Annotated in this window: 10 protein-coding genes; 5 read left to right on the top strand and 5 right to left on the bottom strand. The window is 46.9% G+C overall.

Annotated features, from left to right (window positions below):
- On the top strand, positions 1-1169 hold a 1169-nt coding region (locus FVR03_RS21515; protein WP_147923841.1), incomplete at its 5' end, for an ABC transporter ATP-binding protein.
- Positions 1170-1315: 146 nt separating this feature from the next.
- On the opposite strand, the gene FVR03_RS21510 is transcribed toward FVR03_RS21515, so the two are convergent.
- Entirely contained in the window at positions 1316-2401 is a 1086-nt protein-coding gene (locus FVR03_RS21510; protein ID WP_187270253.1) for an acyltransferase family protein, read from the bottom strand.
- Positions 2402-2696: 295 nt separating this feature from the next.
- The gene (locus tag FVR03_RS21505; protein ID WP_147923839.1) at positions 2697-3734 is read right to left on the bottom strand and encodes a DUF4421 domain-containing protein; all 1038 of its coding nucleotides are present in this window, start codon (positions 3732-3734) and stop codon (positions 2697-2699) included.
- Positions 3735-4729: 995 nt separating this feature from the next.
- Between FVR03_RS21505 and FVR03_RS21500 the strand changes: the two genes are divergently transcribed.
- Entirely contained in the window at positions 4730-8986 is a 4257-nt protein-coding gene (locus FVR03_RS21500) for a hybrid sensor histidine kinase/response regulator (protein ID WP_147923838.1), read from the top strand.
- Positions 8987-9131: 145 nt separating this feature from the next.
- On the opposite strand, the gene FVR03_RS21495 is transcribed toward FVR03_RS21500, so the two are convergent.
- On the bottom strand, positions 9132-10658 hold the full coding sequence (locus FVR03_RS21495; protein ID WP_147923837.1) for a GumC domain-containing protein: 1527 nt from the start codon (positions 10656-10658) through the stop codon (positions 9132-9134).
- An 800-nt stretch (positions 10659-11458) separates the two neighbouring features.
- Here FVR03_RS21495 and FVR03_RS21490 point away from each other — a divergent pair.
- Positions 11459-12085 (top strand): hypothetical protein, encoded by a 627-nt coding sequence (locus FVR03_RS21490; protein ID WP_147923836.1) that lies wholly within the window; start codon positions 11459-11461, stop codon positions 12083-12085.
- Between the two features lie 476 nt (positions 12086-12561).
- On the opposite strand, the gene FVR03_RS21485 is transcribed toward FVR03_RS21490, so the two are convergent.
- Entirely contained in the window at positions 12562-13086 is a 525-nt protein-coding gene (locus FVR03_RS21485; protein ID WP_147923835.1) for an OmpA family protein, read from the bottom strand.
- A 102-nt stretch (positions 13087-13188) separates the two neighbouring features.
- Positions 13189-14574: a GumC domain-containing protein gene (locus FVR03_RS21480; protein ID WP_147923834.1), complete on the bottom strand. Its 1386-nt coding sequence runs from the start codon at positions 14572-14574 to the stop codon at positions 13189-13191.
- A 353-nt stretch (positions 14575-14927) separates the two neighbouring features.
- Between FVR03_RS21480 and FVR03_RS21475 the strand changes: the two genes are divergently transcribed.
- The gene (locus FVR03_RS21475; RefSeq protein ID WP_147923833.1) at positions 14928-15200 is read left to right on the top strand and encodes a transposase; all 273 of its coding nucleotides are present in this window, start codon (positions 14928-14930) and stop codon (positions 15198-15200) included.
- A 214-nt stretch (positions 15201-15414) separates the two neighbouring features.
- On the top strand, positions 15415-15682 hold a 268-nt coding region (locus FVR03_RS21470; protein ID WP_147923832.1), incomplete at its 3' end, for a hypothetical protein.

Below are 15682 nucleotides of genomic sequence, written 5' to 3'. Positions count from 1 at the left end.
AAATGTCGGGGGTTATAACGGAGTCGTTGCGCAATATTGAGCTGGTGAAGAGCCTGGGGCTCACGTTTCAGGAGGTGCGGCGGCTGCGGGCGCATACCGAACAGATTTTTGAGCTGGAAATGGTGAAGGTAAAACGTGTCCGGACACTTTCGTTTCTGCAGGGCACCTCGCTTAACATCCTGAAACAATCTATTCTGTTCACGCTGCTCTGGCTTATTTTCAGGGATGTGCTCACCACGGGCGAGCTGATTTCGATGCAGTTTATTTCGGTGAGTATTTTTGGGCCGCTGCAGGATCTGGGCACCATTATTCTGGCTTACCGTGAGGCAGAGGCTGCTCTGTATAATTTTGATGAGCTGATGCAGAAGCCGATCGAGAAGCGCCCGGAGTCGGCCATCGACATTGGCCCGCTGCAGCGGCTGCGCTTCGAGGAGGTGGTGTTCCGGCATAAAGGTGCTCAGCAAAATGCTTTGGACGGTATCTCCTTCGAGGCTGGCACCGGCGATACCATTGCTTTTGTGGGGCCATCTGGCTCAGGCAAATCTACGCTGGTAAAGCTGCTGGTGGGGCTGTATGTGCCAAATAGTGGCGAGGTACTCTACAACGATTTCTCAGCCAAAGACATCTGGCTGAACGAGGCAAGGCGGCAGCTGGGCTTTGTAACTCAGGAAACCAACCTGTTTTCGGGCACCATAAAAGAGAACCTGCTGTTCGTGAAACCCGATGCCACCGACGAGGAGATGCTGGCGGCCATGCAGCGTGCTTCGTGCACCAACCTGCTGGCCCGCTCCGAACATGGCCTGGATACGCAGATTGGCGAAGGTGGCCTTAAAATGTCGGGTGGTGAGAAGCAGCGGCTCTCTATTGCCCGTGCCCTGATCCGGAATCCGCGCCTGCTCATCTTCGACGAAGCCACCTCTGCCCTCGACTCCCTTACCGAAGAAGAGATAACCACCACCGTAAAAGAGATTTCGGCCTTACGCGAGCAAATTACCATCCTCATCGCCCACCGCCTCTCCACAATTATGCACGCCGACACCATTTATGTACTGGAGCGCGGCAAAGTAGTAGAACAGGGCAGCCACACGGAGCTGGTAGAGCAAAAAGGCCTGTACTACGCTATGTGGCGCCAGCAGATAGGAGAGCGCAAGCAGGAGCTTATCCGATAACTTGGTTGTTGGTTGCTGGTTGTTGAACGTGCTGGTTGTTGAACGGCAGAACAAGAAGCTATCCTACTTTATGATTGCAAATAACCTGTAAATTATTCAGATGAAAACAGCCTCCAGAAGGTTTTTAGGGGTTCAGGGCTCAAGGGTTACGACATCTCAGTGCTGGGAGCTATGCTGCCTATTCTGAACTTTTCAGGCTCCTCCTGCTTGGGGCGGGCAAAGCCACTGGTAGGTACTGGCTCTTTTTCCGTAGCTGGCTTGCTATCCGAAAGTTTTTTGTACCAGTTCTTCAGGAGTTGCGCCATAGGTTGCTCTACATACACCGCAATCAGGTAGGCACAGACAATGCTGAAAATAATAGGAGGCACAACAAGCAGCACGCTGTTACCGAAATAAGGCTTCAGGTTTGTAATAATAATATAACCGATGTATTGATGGAACAGGTACAGCGGGTACGAAATGCTTCCCAGAAAAAGAAACACCTTGTTCGACATAAAATCGAGTTTACCACTAATGCTCAGGTAAAAAACAAGGTAGATGCCAGCAATTATACAAACATCTGCCAGCCCTTTGTGCATATAAAGCGAGAGTGCCACGGCAGTTGCCAGCGCCAACTGCACCTGCACATGCCGCCGTGCTTCGGGCTTATACTTGAGCAGGTAAAACAAGATGCCGGAGTAAAAGAAAACGCCGTAGTAGAGGTTGAGCAGTTTGCTGGCATAAGGTATTTCGTAAACGTGCACATTCACAAAATTAAGAACCATCCAGACGGCGCCTATATACAGTATTTTATCGAGTTTGCGGGTAACGAATATAACCAGTAGCATCAGGTAAAACATCCACTCATAGAAAAGCGTCCAGTATACGCCATCCACTTCAGGCACGCCAGCCAGTTTCTGGAACATAGTCAGGTTTACCAGGAAATCGGTGAAAGTGGTTTCGAGGCCGGGCAGACCAATTAGCTGAACACTGGCAAAGGTAACAATAGCGCAAAACCAATAAGCCGGGTAAAGCCTCGACACACGTTTGAACAGGAAGTCTTTTCCGTCTTTAACTCTCTTAAAACTGAAAAATATGACGAAGCCGCTGATCATAAAAAACAGCTCTACGCCGTAATTGCCGTAAGCAAAATCGAATTGTTTCGGAAAGTTATGTCCGTATAAGCTTCTGTATGTAGAGGTATAATGATAAAGCACAACCAAGAAAGCGGCGATCCCTCTGAGGGAATCCATAAAAAGTAACCTGTTCTTCTCCATAACTCCTGCCTTCAGTTAACTACTAGTGAGGCTTGTTTCCAAAAAGACCTGCATCAGAAAAATTCAATCTTAAAACCTGCATCTTTTTTATTTTTCCTGTACCTGATTTTTAGAATTATTGTTATTGATTTTAGATGAATTTTCTGAATATCTACAAATTGTTATATAAACACTTTTCTAGGTACAGGTTAAGTCCTCGGCAGCCTCTGCTTTACAAAATACAATACCATTAATCAGCTAACTTTTAAAGTATTACAGCTACCACCAAGCTTTATTCAGGAGAGAAGCGATTGAGGCGGCGCAACTGGCGACTCAGCTTTGGCCCCGGCTCTATGCGATAGACAAAATTTAATCGGTAATTGCCTGTCAGGATGCTGTTGGAGTAACCCTGGTTGGCTATAATACGCACATTGTTGCGCACGTAGTTGGCATTAACAGACCACCTGCCTGAGTTGTAGCCTACAAAGCCCCGCAGAAACACGTTGGGGTTTATGCCCCAGTGCCTGTGCTCTGCAGCGCCTTCTACTTTTTCGGAGTAGCCTACCCCCAGGTTTGCAGCCGCAGAAGCCGTTATAAAAAAGTGCTTTTTAATTACCAGGGTATACGCATAGCCGGCATTCGGGCCAAACTCAAAAAAATTAAGCTCATCAAAATTGCCCGCCTGGCTCCCGATAAGCGGCACTGGCACCAGCACACTATCGCCGGTTACACCGCCGCCATACATCTCGAAGCCGAGCAAAAACGAACCTGCCGATTTTTTCTGCCACTCGTTCTGCAGAAAGGCAGCCCTGTAAGAGAACCGCTCATGGTTGAACAGGTACTGCACCGAAGCTCCGATTTTAGTTAGAGCAATATCGGGGCGAACGTAATAGTCGTTTCCGGAAGTAGTGCCGCGGCCCCGCTCCTCTAAGTGGTAACCTTTATAAAACTGCCCAAATACATCAATTACCATTTTTCGGGGGTAAAGGTGCGCCTGCAGATCCAGGTAACGTGTATCGCCCTGGTTTTTATCCGGGTTCAGGAAGCCAAACCCGTAGGCCAAATTTAGAGTTGCCCATTTGTAGGTAGCTCCTACCCCCATGTTCAGGGTGGTGTTAGGCACATACAGGTAGCTGGTGTTATCTGTTTTCTCCTTTATTCTTAAACCTGTGTACTTTCTGGAGAAGTAAAACCGCGTGGTCAGCAGATCCGGAAAAGTCTGGTAGTATTCGTTTTCTGGGGTTTCCTGCCCCTTTGCTTCAGGGGCGGCAAGCAAGCCTGCAACACAAATAGCAATGTACAGAAAGTATGAAAGCAGGCGGTGTACCATGTAGTAAAAATAAGCAAGATTGAGTTGGTTCTGGTTGTACAAAGTGCACAGGCTCTAGTACTTTTTTGTGCTCTTTGGGGTTGCAGTTCTTTTTAATTTTGAGGCACAGGTTACCTTTGTTTGCCTGCCAACGTGCTCGTTAAGCTACCATGCTTTCAAGCAAGATCAAGGTAATAATTGGCAGATTTAACGGTTAGTCTGTACATCAAATAAGTTGCAAGTGTTGCCGGCTAGACAGTACTATGTTCTTTAGCGGGAGTTGAAATTATTCTAACTCATTTGTGCGGTAGTAGCGAAATAAAGATTCGTACTCCGTCGTCATCCCTTCGGGATCTTGTAGGCGAAATCCAACAGCAATGGCAGCTCTTGGTAATAAGTTAGCATAGGTGCTTTTGCTGCTGTAACAGCGACGTGAAACTATTTTTAATCCGTACACCGGGCAAAGATGGTCGCGCTGTTGTTGCCTGTTGCAATGTAGTTGGAAAAGCCGTTACTGCACAACTCAAATTATCCGAATGAAAATAACCTCCAAAAGGTTTTTTAACAGAATGTTGCCAAGGGTCTGCCTGATGTGATGCAAGAGTTTGCGGCAGAACAAAGAATAGCACTACATCTTTAGTAAGGCAAATAATAATCTTCCTAAACAACTAAAACATCAGGTTATTTTGCTACATTTGTCGGCACCTTAATAGAATAATAAAAAGAATTGGCATAAACTTAACTGTTCCTGCTCATTTTCTGCTGATGCAGAAAAAACTTACTCTGCATCCTTTTCTACTACCGCCCCAGAAAATCAACTTAAATTTAAATATTTGAAAGCGCAGGTCATATGGTGTTGTTGCTCATATGATTTTTACTTTTGTAAAGCCACCTAAGCTTTCATTAGTTTTACATACCCGGAATTGTTTAGAAAATTTAAGTGTTCAAGCCTTCGTTGAGTGGCAGAAGAACTGTAAAACCTAACGCACAACAGGCTAAAACAAGTAGTAACCCGCATGAAGAAACTTTACATACTCCTCCTACTGCTGCTTTTTGCAGTGGCAAGCTGGGCACAGCAGGCAGATATTTCTTTCAGGCACCTTACTACCAAAAGTGGCTTATCGCAGAGCTTTGTCAGAACTATTGTGCAGGACCAGAACGGCTTTACCTGGATCGGCACCTCCGATGGCCTGAACAAGTACGATGGCTATAAAATTAAAGTATACCGCAACAACCCGCTCGAAAAAGAGAGCCTGAGTACCAATGCCATCATAAAGCTGTACCTCGACAGAAAAGGAACGCTTTATATTGGCACAGACAACGGAGGCCTGAATGTGTATAACCAGAAAATGAATAATTTCACGGTTTACAAGCACGACCCTCAAGACCCAAACAGCCTCAGCGACGACCGCATCACCTCCATCACCGAAGATCAGAAAGGCCTTATCTGGATCGGGACCGACAACGGTGGCCTGAACATTTTTGACCCCGGCACAAAAAAATTTACACGCCTCCTGCACTCTCCTCAGAACCTGAACAGCCCCATAAGCAACGTTATAAGAGCCCTGGAAGAAGACAAAGCAGGCAATATGTGGGTTGGCACGGAGCACGGCATTAGTGTTATCAGCAAAGACCGTAAAACGTACACGCATTACAGGCACGACCCAAAACAACCGGGTAGCCTGAGCACCAATTCCATCCGTAAAATTTTTATTGATAGAGAAGGTGAAGTTTGGGTAGGCACTGCCTTTGGAGGCATGAACAGGTTTATGCCTCAATCAAACTCTTTTAAAGTATACAGGCACCAGGCCAGTGGCAACCCATCGCTGTTAGCAGACTATGTACCAGGAATTTGCCAGGCCAAAGACGGGCGCATTTGGGTGGCTACCAACTACGGCTTAAGTGTGCTGAACAAAAGAACCGACACATTCAATAATTACCAGCACGACTCTTTTGTTAACAGCTCCCTGCTCGACAACGGGCTTAACACCATTTACGCCGACCCCACCGGCAACATTTGGCTCGGCAGTATAGCTGGCATCACTATAAAAGAAGCGTACCCCAATAACTTTAAACATTTTGCCTTTAACCCTGGCAAACCTAATGGCCTGGGTTCCAAAGAAGTCTTCTCCTTTTACCAGGATAAAAGAGATAACATCTGGGTTGGCCTGCGCAATGGCTTCGACCAGTTCGACCGTAAAACAAACACGTTTCGGCACCACCAGTTTACGCAGGCAGGCAAATGGCTGGGCACCATTACCTCTTTTCTGGAAGACAGCCAAAACAACTTTTGGGTAGGCACTTTTGATGCCGGCATTTTTAGCTACAACCGCAACACCAAAACGTACGAGCAATTTCAAGGTTTCAACCCTGTAACACAAGATACCATTTTGCTCAGAGATGTGTGGTATATGCAGCAAAACAGCAAAGGAGAACTATTTGCAGCCACCCTGAACACAGGCATTTTCATATTCGATACAGAAACCCGCACCTTTGCCCCCTATACCTGGAAGGGGAAAGAAATACCGACCGCTGGCATTAACAGCTTTTACATCGACAAGCAGGACAACCTATGGGTCGGTACGACCTCCGAAGGCCTCTACAAGCTCAATAAAAGGCTGAATGTGTTTAAGGCTTTTAAACATGACCCTGCAAAGCCGGAAAGCATCAGCAACAACATTATTACCAGTATTTATGAAGACCGGCAGCAGAACATCTGGGTTGGCACCAAAAACGGCCTGAATCTGCTTCAGCAGAAAACAGCCACATTCAGGAGCTTTTCAGAGAAAGCCGGTTTGCCAAGTAATGCCATAAACAGCATTCAGGAAGATGATAACGGTAATCTTTGGCTAGGCACTAACAACGGCCTCTCGTGCTTTAACGCAGCGAAAGGCTCTTTCCGAAACTTTACGGCTGAAGACGGCCTGCAGCTAAACGAGTTTCAGGTGCGTGCAGCTTACAAACTCCGGTCTGGCGAGCTACTGTTCGGAGGCATGAACGGCTTTAACATCTTTAACCCAAAAAATTTTATCTACAACAAAAAGGCACCTGCCGTTTACATAACCGACTTCCAGATATTTAATAAAGAGGTAGCAATTGGCACAGAAGACTCTCCGCTGAAAAACGCTATCAGCACTGCAAACGAAATAAAGCTCTCTTATAAACATTCGGTGCTGTCGTTTGGGTTTGTGGCTATCAATTACATCAGGAGCAGAAAGAACCAGTATGCCTACATGCTGGAAGGGTTCGATAAAGACTGGATTCATGCAGGACCAGAACGAAAGGCATATTATACCAACCTCGACCCCGGCGAGTATGTGTTCCGGGTAAAAGCCTCGAACAACGATGGCATCTGGAACGAGACAGGCGATGAGGTAAAACTAATTATTACGCCTCCTTACTGGGCAACGTGGTGGTTCAGGTCTTTGGTTGTGCTCAGTTTTTTGGGCAGTGGCATTGGTCTGTACTGGTACCGCGTTCGGGCCATCAACAAACAGAAAACCGAACTGGAGAAACAGGTAAAAGCGCGCACCTCAGAAGTTATGTCGCAAAAAGAAGCCCTGCAAACACAGGCAGCGGAGCTCAAAGACTACACCATCCGGTTGCTGGAGCTGAACACGCAACTCCACCTGCAGCAAACACATGAGCACCAGGCAAGGGAGGAAGCAGAGCTGGCCAGGCAGGAGGCTGAGAAGGCAAACCAGGCAAAAAGCACGTTTCTGGCTACCATGAGCCACGAGATCAGAACTCCTCTGAATGGCGTAATCGGCATGACTTCGCTGTTATCGGAAACCAGGCTTAATAGTGAGCAACGTAACTACACCGAAATAATAAGAAGCTCGGGTAAAAGCCTGCTGGCAGTTATCGACAACATACTTGATTTTTCTAAAATCGAGTCTGGTAACCTGGAGCTGGAGCAGGAGCCCTTCGACCTGCGCGAAGCCATAGAAGAAGTACTTGACTTGTTTGCCAACAAAGCCGCTCAGCAGAACCTGGACCTGATGTACCAGCTGTCTTACAACATTCCGGCACAGATTATCGGGGATAGTGTGCGCCTGAAGCAGATACTGATAAACCTGGTAGGCAACGCTCTAAAATTTACTTCGGAAGGCGAAATAGTTGTAGGAGTTACGCAATGCCACCTGCACGACAACAACCTGGCAGAGTTAACCTTCGAGGTACGCGACACAGGCATTGGCATACCGCCAGACAAAGCGGCACACCTGTTTAAAGCCTTTACGCAGGTAGACTCTTCTACCACCCGCAAGTATGGCGGCACAGGCCTTGGCCTGGCCATTAGCAAGCGCCTGGTTGATCTTATGGGCGGCAGCATTAGCGTGGAGAGCACACCCGGCAAAGGCACCTGTTTCAGGTTTACGATGCTGGCAGAACCAAGCACGCAGGCAATTCAGACCTATGTGCACCTGAACACGGCAGAACTGAAAGGCAAGCGCATACTGGTAGTAGACGATAACAACACGAACAGAGGCATTTTAAAAGCACAGCTCACGCAGTGGCGTTTTCTGCCATCGCTGGCCGGAAGCGCACAAGAGGCGCTCCTGCTTCTAAAAAAACAGAAGTACGATATTATAATTAGCGACATGCACATGCCAGAAACCGACGGCGTGGAGCTTGCCCAAAAAGTTAAGAAGCTGCACCCGAACCTGCCCATTATTTTGCTAAGCTCTATCGGAGACAGTATTACAGCTACGCATAAAGATCTGTTTTACTGCACCCTTACCAAGCCAGTTAAACATCAGCAGCTATACAAGCAGCTCACCAACTGCCTTAAGCAGCAGCAAAGAACAGAAAAGCAGGAACCGGAAAAGAATAAACTATCGGAGCACTTTGCACAAGACTACCCACTCCGGATTCTGGTGGCAGAAGACTACCCGATTAACCAGATGCTGGCACAAATGGTGCTGGAAAAACTAGGCTACACCGCCGATCTGGTAGAAAACGGCCTGCAGGTACTGGAGGCACTCGCTCAGAAACAGTACGACGTTATTTTGATGGATGTACAGATGCCTGAAATGGACGGATTGGCAGCCACCCGCGAAATAAGGCAGCAGACAGATGCTCCTCAGCCCTACATTATAGCCACCACTGCCAATGCCATGAAAGAAGATGTGCAGGCATGCCTGGCAGCTGGCATGAACGACTACATCAGTAAACCAATAGACCTGGAAGAACTCCTGAAATCGTTAGAAAAAGCGGCTGCTACCGTTACAGCCAGTGCGCCTGCCACCGACTTACTTAGCTCAACAGTTTAAGCAGTTGTGGCAGGAGAAATTTTGAGTGAGTGAATGGGAAAAACTTCTGACTTTTACCTGCATCAGGCATTTTAGCCCTTGAAGCCTGCACCGGCAAAAACCTTCAGAAGGCTGTTTTCATTCGAATAATCTGGCAGCAAGTACACTACCATTTCAAAACCTTTATCAGGAACAAAGGCATGGCGAGGCCGAACAGAATGGCCAGGAAGTAGTTCTTAACATAAGATTTAGCCTTTACATTTTCTTCCGGTTTATGGATGGTAAGGAGCTTGTATTTTGATGCGGAGAGCAACTGGCTCAGTTCCTCCCTCCGTTCCAGCAAATAATTGTACTGTGTTTTCTTTGTTTGCCGCTCTTCCTGCAAAGCAGCAAACTCTGCCTCGGTGGCTGGCACCCGGAGCACATGGTGCTCCAGCGGCTGCTCCACAGGTTGCTGCTGCTGTGTTGCCACATGTTGCTGCATACCACCCATTCGCTGCACAATGGCCTGTTGTATTGCTGACAGCTGCTTGTTGCTCTGGAGAACCGGCGGACTATCTTCCGGCTTGGTGCGCAGCAGGTCCAGCTTATCGAGCTGCTCCTGGTTAAAATCTTTTATGAGGTTCTGGAGCAGGGCATCCGAAAGCGCCAGGTTTTCAGGAATAATGGTAATCTGGGTTACCGGGTTCTGCACATAAGGCGCAAGTGTTTGGAGTGCCTGCAACTGGGCCAGGTTGTCGGCTTTGGCAATGGCAGGTGCTGCTGGCGCTGGCAATTCGGACTGCACCGGCTCTCCTCGCTCGCTCAGCATCTGGTGGTAGCCTTCCAGCATAATATCCAGGCGGGCAATCTCCAGCCTGATGCTGTCGAGGTTGCTGTAAACAGCTCCTATGGCGGCCTTGTACGAGTCTTTTTCCACATCATAGCCCTCGGCATACACGGCATTCATCCTTTTAATGAAATCGATACCCCGCTCCGGAATTTCGTCTTTCAGGCTAATGGTTAGCAGGTCCTGGTGCAGGTGCTTGCGCTTAAATGTAAGGCGCTCGGTGTACTCCTCTGCCAGCAGGTTCAGGTCGCTGAAAGTTACCAGCACTTCCTGTTCCTGGTTCTTAAATGCAGGGCCTCGCGCTACCTTAAACGTACCGTAGGGTTTCTGAATAAGCTGGTCGAACAGGTAAGCCTTTATCTGGCCTTCTTCTTTCAGTACAAAGGTTTTATCATCTACAATTTTAACAGATAGGGTATGCTGCGAAATTCTGGGGCTGTAGGAGATCAGGGTAACAAGTACAGGTGTGTTCTGTTTATAAATTTCTTTTTTGCCAAGCCACTTAGGCGCAAAATAATGTACGTTCAGGTTCAGGTCTGCAATGGCTTTACGCACCGCCCCTTTAAGCTGCAGAGCGTTTACATCGAGGCTTACAGGTTCCGCACTCTCTGTGGTGGCACTAACCGATGATGCCTTAAAAGCCGGGGTTTCCTGCTCCTTATGCTGCAGGTAAATTGTGCTGGAGACAGTGTACTCAGGCGATGAAAGCACATGATACACAAACACCACAAACAAGCTCAGGCCCACAGCCCGCATAAAAGAGTATTTGCTCTGAACAAAAACAGCACAGAAGTCTTTTACAGAAGCCACCACTTCTGAAAAGGAATAGCGATTAATTCTATCGAAATTAATTTTATGGGCCATGCACCTCTACAGCTTTTACAAAGCACTTACTATTTCTGACAAATACAGTTACATACGTAGATTTCAGTAAATATTTTTTGGGAGGAAGCCACATCTGGATTTTACCAGAAAGAGCCCTGCAGCTACAGCACTTTCGGCCCTATAACCCCTGTCTAAAATAATGTGGTAAGAGAAAAAAATATTCACTCATCCTCCTACTTGCCCATATAAAATTTCCCGATCCTGCCATTTCCATATCTTCGATTTGAGGATCAGCACATAACCCGAATTATTCGAATGAAAACGGCCTTCCAACGCTTTTCCTGGCATTTTTGGGATAGGGTATGTGAGTAAGCGACTTGGCCAGATTAAAATTAGAAAACTATCTTAGTTATACAGAAGCAAACAATTACACATATTTCAAACATTTCGTCTTAATGTTAACAAAAAATAAATTTTATTAAGTTTTCGTTAAATTATTTGCAAGTAAGAAATCTTTACTTTACCTTTACATCATCAACATACAATGTAGGGTGTTGAAACTGGCAGACAAGCCCTCCTCTCTCGGGGGTGGAGAAACCGGGATAAAGCAACTTGACCTAAACTACACAGTACAAAGATTTTTGCCTAACTACTCCGTGGAGGTTCGATTCCTCCCCCTACAGCAAAAGCGGCCTCAGAAGCAATTCTGGGGCCGCTTCTTTTTTAGCTCTTTTGGCCTGTAAGCGCAGCAAAAACGACAGCCACCATTTTTATTCCGGAAAACAACTTTACAGGAAGCTAACAGGTAAGCAAGGGTACTACCACTAAGCCATGTAACCATGAAACTCCCCTACTTCCTGTTCGCAGCCCTGCTGGGCCTAACAGCCTGCGGCTCCGACTCCGCAGACGGCAACTACAACCGCGCCGCCTCCGATGAACTGATAGATGAGCAGGTAGACGCCGGCACAAAAGCCTCTGTAGACAGTGTGGCAAAAGCTACCACAGAAGGCAACATCCTGTTTCCTGTACCCGATACCCTTACCAACCTGCTACAGCAGCACCGGCCACAGGCAAAACTGGCAAAGCTACCAGACCAGACCCTCCGCAACAGAACTGCACAGGTAGGAAACCCGATTTACCTGAAAGGCAACTTCGACGGCAACAATTCCCCTGACTATGCGGTGCAGGTACTGCAGAACGACTCTATTCAGGTGCTGGCTTTTCTGGATTATAACACTAAAGCCCGCCAGGTAAAAGTAGCCTCTTACCCGGCGCGGCAACTGCAGGACCAATGGTACAGTGTATACCAATTGCAACTTGCCCCAAAAGACTCGGTGGTGCAGGATACTCGCAACAACAGAAAAACGACGCTGCCAACCGATGGCATATCGGTACTGGATGAAAACCGAACCACCCTATATGTTCTAAAAAATGGCCGCTTTATTCCCTTCGATGCGCAGGAGTAAAGTTTTTTAACGTCCTCTAATCCGAAGCTGTAACTGGTGGTTTGGGGTTTATAAGAAGCTACTAAATTACTGATTTTACGCACCTTCTAGTATGTGGCACTTTTAAGTTGGTTCTAATACATTTGGTAACAGCTTCATCCGGTGCCTTTGGGCTTTACTGTTGCATTGTAGAAGTCTTAGCGCTCAAGGCTGGGGAAGGGGCCCTGTATTAGCAATGCCCAAGAACTGGGATTTGCACTACGAGCCTCAGCTACAGCGCCAGCAAATTAATTTGTTGGGTTCGGATTATAAAATTTAATTGAATATCCTTAGTGCGTAACATCAGTAAATTATTCTAATAGAAATAGCCTTCCAAAGGATTTTTAGCTTGTTTTATGCCAAGGATTGTTTGTAAATAAAATACGAGTAGTGTGCTGACCCTTGGCGTTAAGTAAGCCATTTTACCTTTGGAAGGCTGTTTTCATTAGCATAATTGGTTAGTAGAATTCAATCTCTACTCTCCTGTTTATCTGCCTGTTCTCGTCTGTGCTATTCGGTACTTTGGGTGTGGTGTCGCCGTACTCGGTGGCAGCAATGCGAGTTGCATCGGCACCATTGGCTACCAGATAAGCTTTTACAGCATCGGCTCTGGCCTTAGATAAATGCCAGTTATAGACGTATTCGCCAACATTATCGGCATGACCTCCTACTTTAAGGCTGGCGTTGTTTTCCTGCATGAGTTTGGCAACGCGCTGTAGTTCAGGGTGCGCTTCCGGTCGAATGGAGGCCCTGTCGAAATCGAACTGAACATCCGGTGCTTCCAGTGCAGCAACATCGGTAATGGCAGCAGAAGCAGATGCTGTTGCTGTTTCGGGTTCGGTGGTTGCTAAAGGCTGAGACATGGCTAAGGCTTGCGGAGAAGGAGAAGAGGAATTAGACACAGCTCCCTTGTAAGCATAACCTGACAGCGTAAAAAGGCCGCCAATGACCAACACTGGCAGTAAGTAGCTTTTTCTTTTCATTATAATTCGTTTATGAAATTTCACTCTTAAAATGCTGAAAGTACATACTTACGAAATCGCTTCAGGGTCGGATTGCGGGCTTAGGCGCATGTCATTTTGTTGTTACCAGTGCAGCACCCTGATCAGGAAAACAGGCATTGCCATGCCTAGTACAAATGCCAGAAGGTAGCAGCTGTAGTGATTGTCGGAGGTGATATGTTCTTCTGGCTTTTGCTTGAAAGCAGGAGGTTCTGTAGCAGCTTCTGGGGCGGTTTTCAGCTCGTTTTTGCGTTGAAGAAAGTAACGGTATTCGGTTTTTTTCACCAGCCTCTTATCTTGTACACTTGCCAAATTACCTGCAGCAGAATCAGACTTCGAAACCACCTGCATACCTTCAATCTCCGAGATCATGGTTTGCTGCAGCTCCCTTAACTCCTGGTCAGCATCCTGCACAAGCTGGTCTTCCTGCTTAAAATGCTGCAGCAGCGCCTGCTTGCTTATTTGTGTCTGGTTGTATTGCAGCACCAGCCTTTGCAGGTGCTGGTTGCCTAACTCGAAATTATCAGGTATAAGCGTAAACAGATGCACAGGCTTGTGCACATAAGGCTCGATGGCTTCTATAGCTTTTTGCTGTTGCGATTTTACTCTGGCCACAGGGGCAGCGGGTTGTTCTGTGTGCTTAGCCTGCTGCTCCAGTGTCTCGAGCTGCGCCAGCTCCTGCTTTAGACTGTCGAGTTTGCTGCTCAGAAAAGCCGCTGTCAGCTTCTCTGCATTCTGGTGTTGCACCTGTGCGGTGGCACCAGCCTTAACCAGTGCATACAGAAAATCAACGCCACGCTGCCAGAACGCATCTGTAATGGCTACCTTATATTCTGTTGGTTTTTCCGGCACAGGCCCAAATCTTAGCTTAGCAGCATAGGCTGCGGCTACCACATCAGCATCTTGCCACAATACCATTACTTTCTGCTGCGCACGGTTGCTCCCCTGGTTGGGCGAAACCACAAAAGTGGCATAGAGCCTGCGAATAACCTCACCAAAACGGTAAGTATGTGCCTGACCATTTTCGTGGAGTACAAAGGTAGCCGTATCTGTAATTTCGACCTCAAGATTTGGGACTGCCTGCTTCTGATGCTGCTCCACCAGCTTTACGATTACAGGCACATCAGCACCGTATACCTCCTTTTGCCTTAGTACATTTTTGGTGAAGTAACGCACATGAAGCCCCTGCGACTCCACAGCCCTTTTTATGGCAGTCTGCGAGGTAAACTCTATGGCAGTTGGAGCTGAAGCCGAGCCCAGGTTCCGGGCGAATTGTGTTTCAGCAGGGATGGCAAGCGTAGCTGAAACAGTATAAGAAGCGTCTGTAAACAAGTGATATACCACCGTAATAGTTAAAAAAAGCACCACCGACCGTAGAAAAGAGTACTTATTCTTTTTTATTAACAGAAAAAGATCTTTTATGGCATAGAAAACATCTGTCAGAAAGTATTTTGTTTTTGTACCGGACATGTACTCTTCGAGCTAGTTTACTGGTGCTACACATATGCAAAGCACCCTTACTTACGTAAACAACTCCCCTCTCAGATTATAGTATTTGTAAATAACCCCTGAAGATCACCTTTGTGAAGAGTTTCGGATAGGAAAATCGTTACCTGCCTATCGGCGTAAAATAAAACAGTAACAATTTATTTTACCATGAGCCGAAATTACAGAATCAGGGACCTGGACCAAATTCACTTTATATCTTTTGCAATTATAAACTGGATTGATGTTTTTACAAGGCCTGTTTATAAAGATATGATGGTGGACAGCATCAATTACTGTATCAGGCATAAAGGGCTGGAGGTAATGCCTGGTGCATTATGTCAAACCACATTCACCTGATAATTCGTTCGCAGGAACAAACCCAGAGCAGCATTATTCGGGATATGAAAAAGCACACAGCTAAAACGATTATTAAAGAGATAGCTGAGAACCCGCAGGAAAGCCGTCGGGAGTGGATGCTTTGGATGTTTGAGCGAGCCGGGAAACGCAATAGCAACAATACAACTTACCAGTTCTGGCAACAGCACAACCACCCCATAGAACTAAACTCAAATTTCCTGCTGCGCCTAAACTGGCGGTATGGGGGGTAATCTCCAATCATTCTCCTTTCTTTACTTTTATAGAAACAGTTTTACCTCCTCCGCAACCTTCTCCTGCTGCTGCCAGTTCTGATAAACCAGTAAGATATAGTATCTTTGCAGAGTAGAACCAGAAAGACCTGGCAGTCTAACCAGCTGTGGCACAGCCAGACTATTTTTGTCTTACGTCCTGTGTCTTACGTCTTGTGTCTTAAAAAATAACACGTTGAAAGTTAAAGATTTTTTAGAGCTGTACCGTCTCGACAGTGTGGTGCAAACCATTGCCGACCGCCTGAAGGAGAACAAGGCTTACCGCTTGCAACTCAAGGGCCTTACCGGTAGCCTCGATGCGGTACTGGCCTCTGCGGTATATACCATAAACAAACAGCACCAACTCTTTGTGCTGCACGACAGAGAGGAGGCCGCTTACTTTTATACCGACCTCCGCAACCTGCTCGGCGACGAGAAGGAGGTCATGCTGTTCCCTACCTCCT

The sequence above is a fragment of the Pontibacter qinzhouensis genome, from assembly GCF_008017455.1.
Classification (GTDB): Bacteria; Bacteroidota; Bacteroidia; order Cytophagales; family Hymenobacteraceae; genus Pontibacter; species Pontibacter qinzhouensis.
The sequence above is the reverse complement of the archived record's forward strand: the minus strand, read 5'-3'. Positions and strand labels throughout refer to the sequence as shown.

Bases quoted from the DNA above. Each gene is read 5' to 3' on its own strand.
- FVR03_RS21490 (WP_147923836.1), top strand. From the start codon at position 11,459: ATGAAACTCCCCTACTTCCTGTTCGCAGCCCTGCTGGGCCTAACAGCC.
- FVR03_RS21480 (WP_147923834.1), bottom strand. From the start codon at position 14,574: ATGTCCGGTACAAAAACAAAATACTTTCTGACAGATGTTTTCTATGCC.
- FVR03_RS21505 (WP_147923839.1), bottom strand. From the start codon at position 3,734: ATGGTACACCGCCTGCTTTCATACTTTCTGTACATTGCTATTTGTGTT.
- FVR03_RS21485 (WP_147923835.1), bottom strand. From the start codon at position 13,086: ATGAAAAGAAAAAGCTACTTACTGCCAGTGTTGGTCATTGGCGGCCTT.
- FVR03_RS21475 (WP_147923833.1), top strand. From the start codon at position 14,928: ATGTCAAACCACATTCACCTGATAATTCGTTCGCAGGAACAAACCCAG.
- FVR03_RS21500 (WP_147923838.1), top strand. From the start codon at position 4,730: ATGAAGAAACTTTACATACTCCTCCTACTGCTGCTTTTTGCAGTGGCA.
- FVR03_RS21510 (WP_187270253.1), bottom strand. From the start codon at position 2,401: ATGGATTCCCTCAGAGGGATCGCCGCTTTCTTGGTTGTGCTTTATCAT.
- FVR03_RS21495 (WP_147923837.1), bottom strand. From the start codon at position 10,658: ATGGCCCATAAAATTAATTTCGATAGAATTAATCGCTATTCCTTTTCA.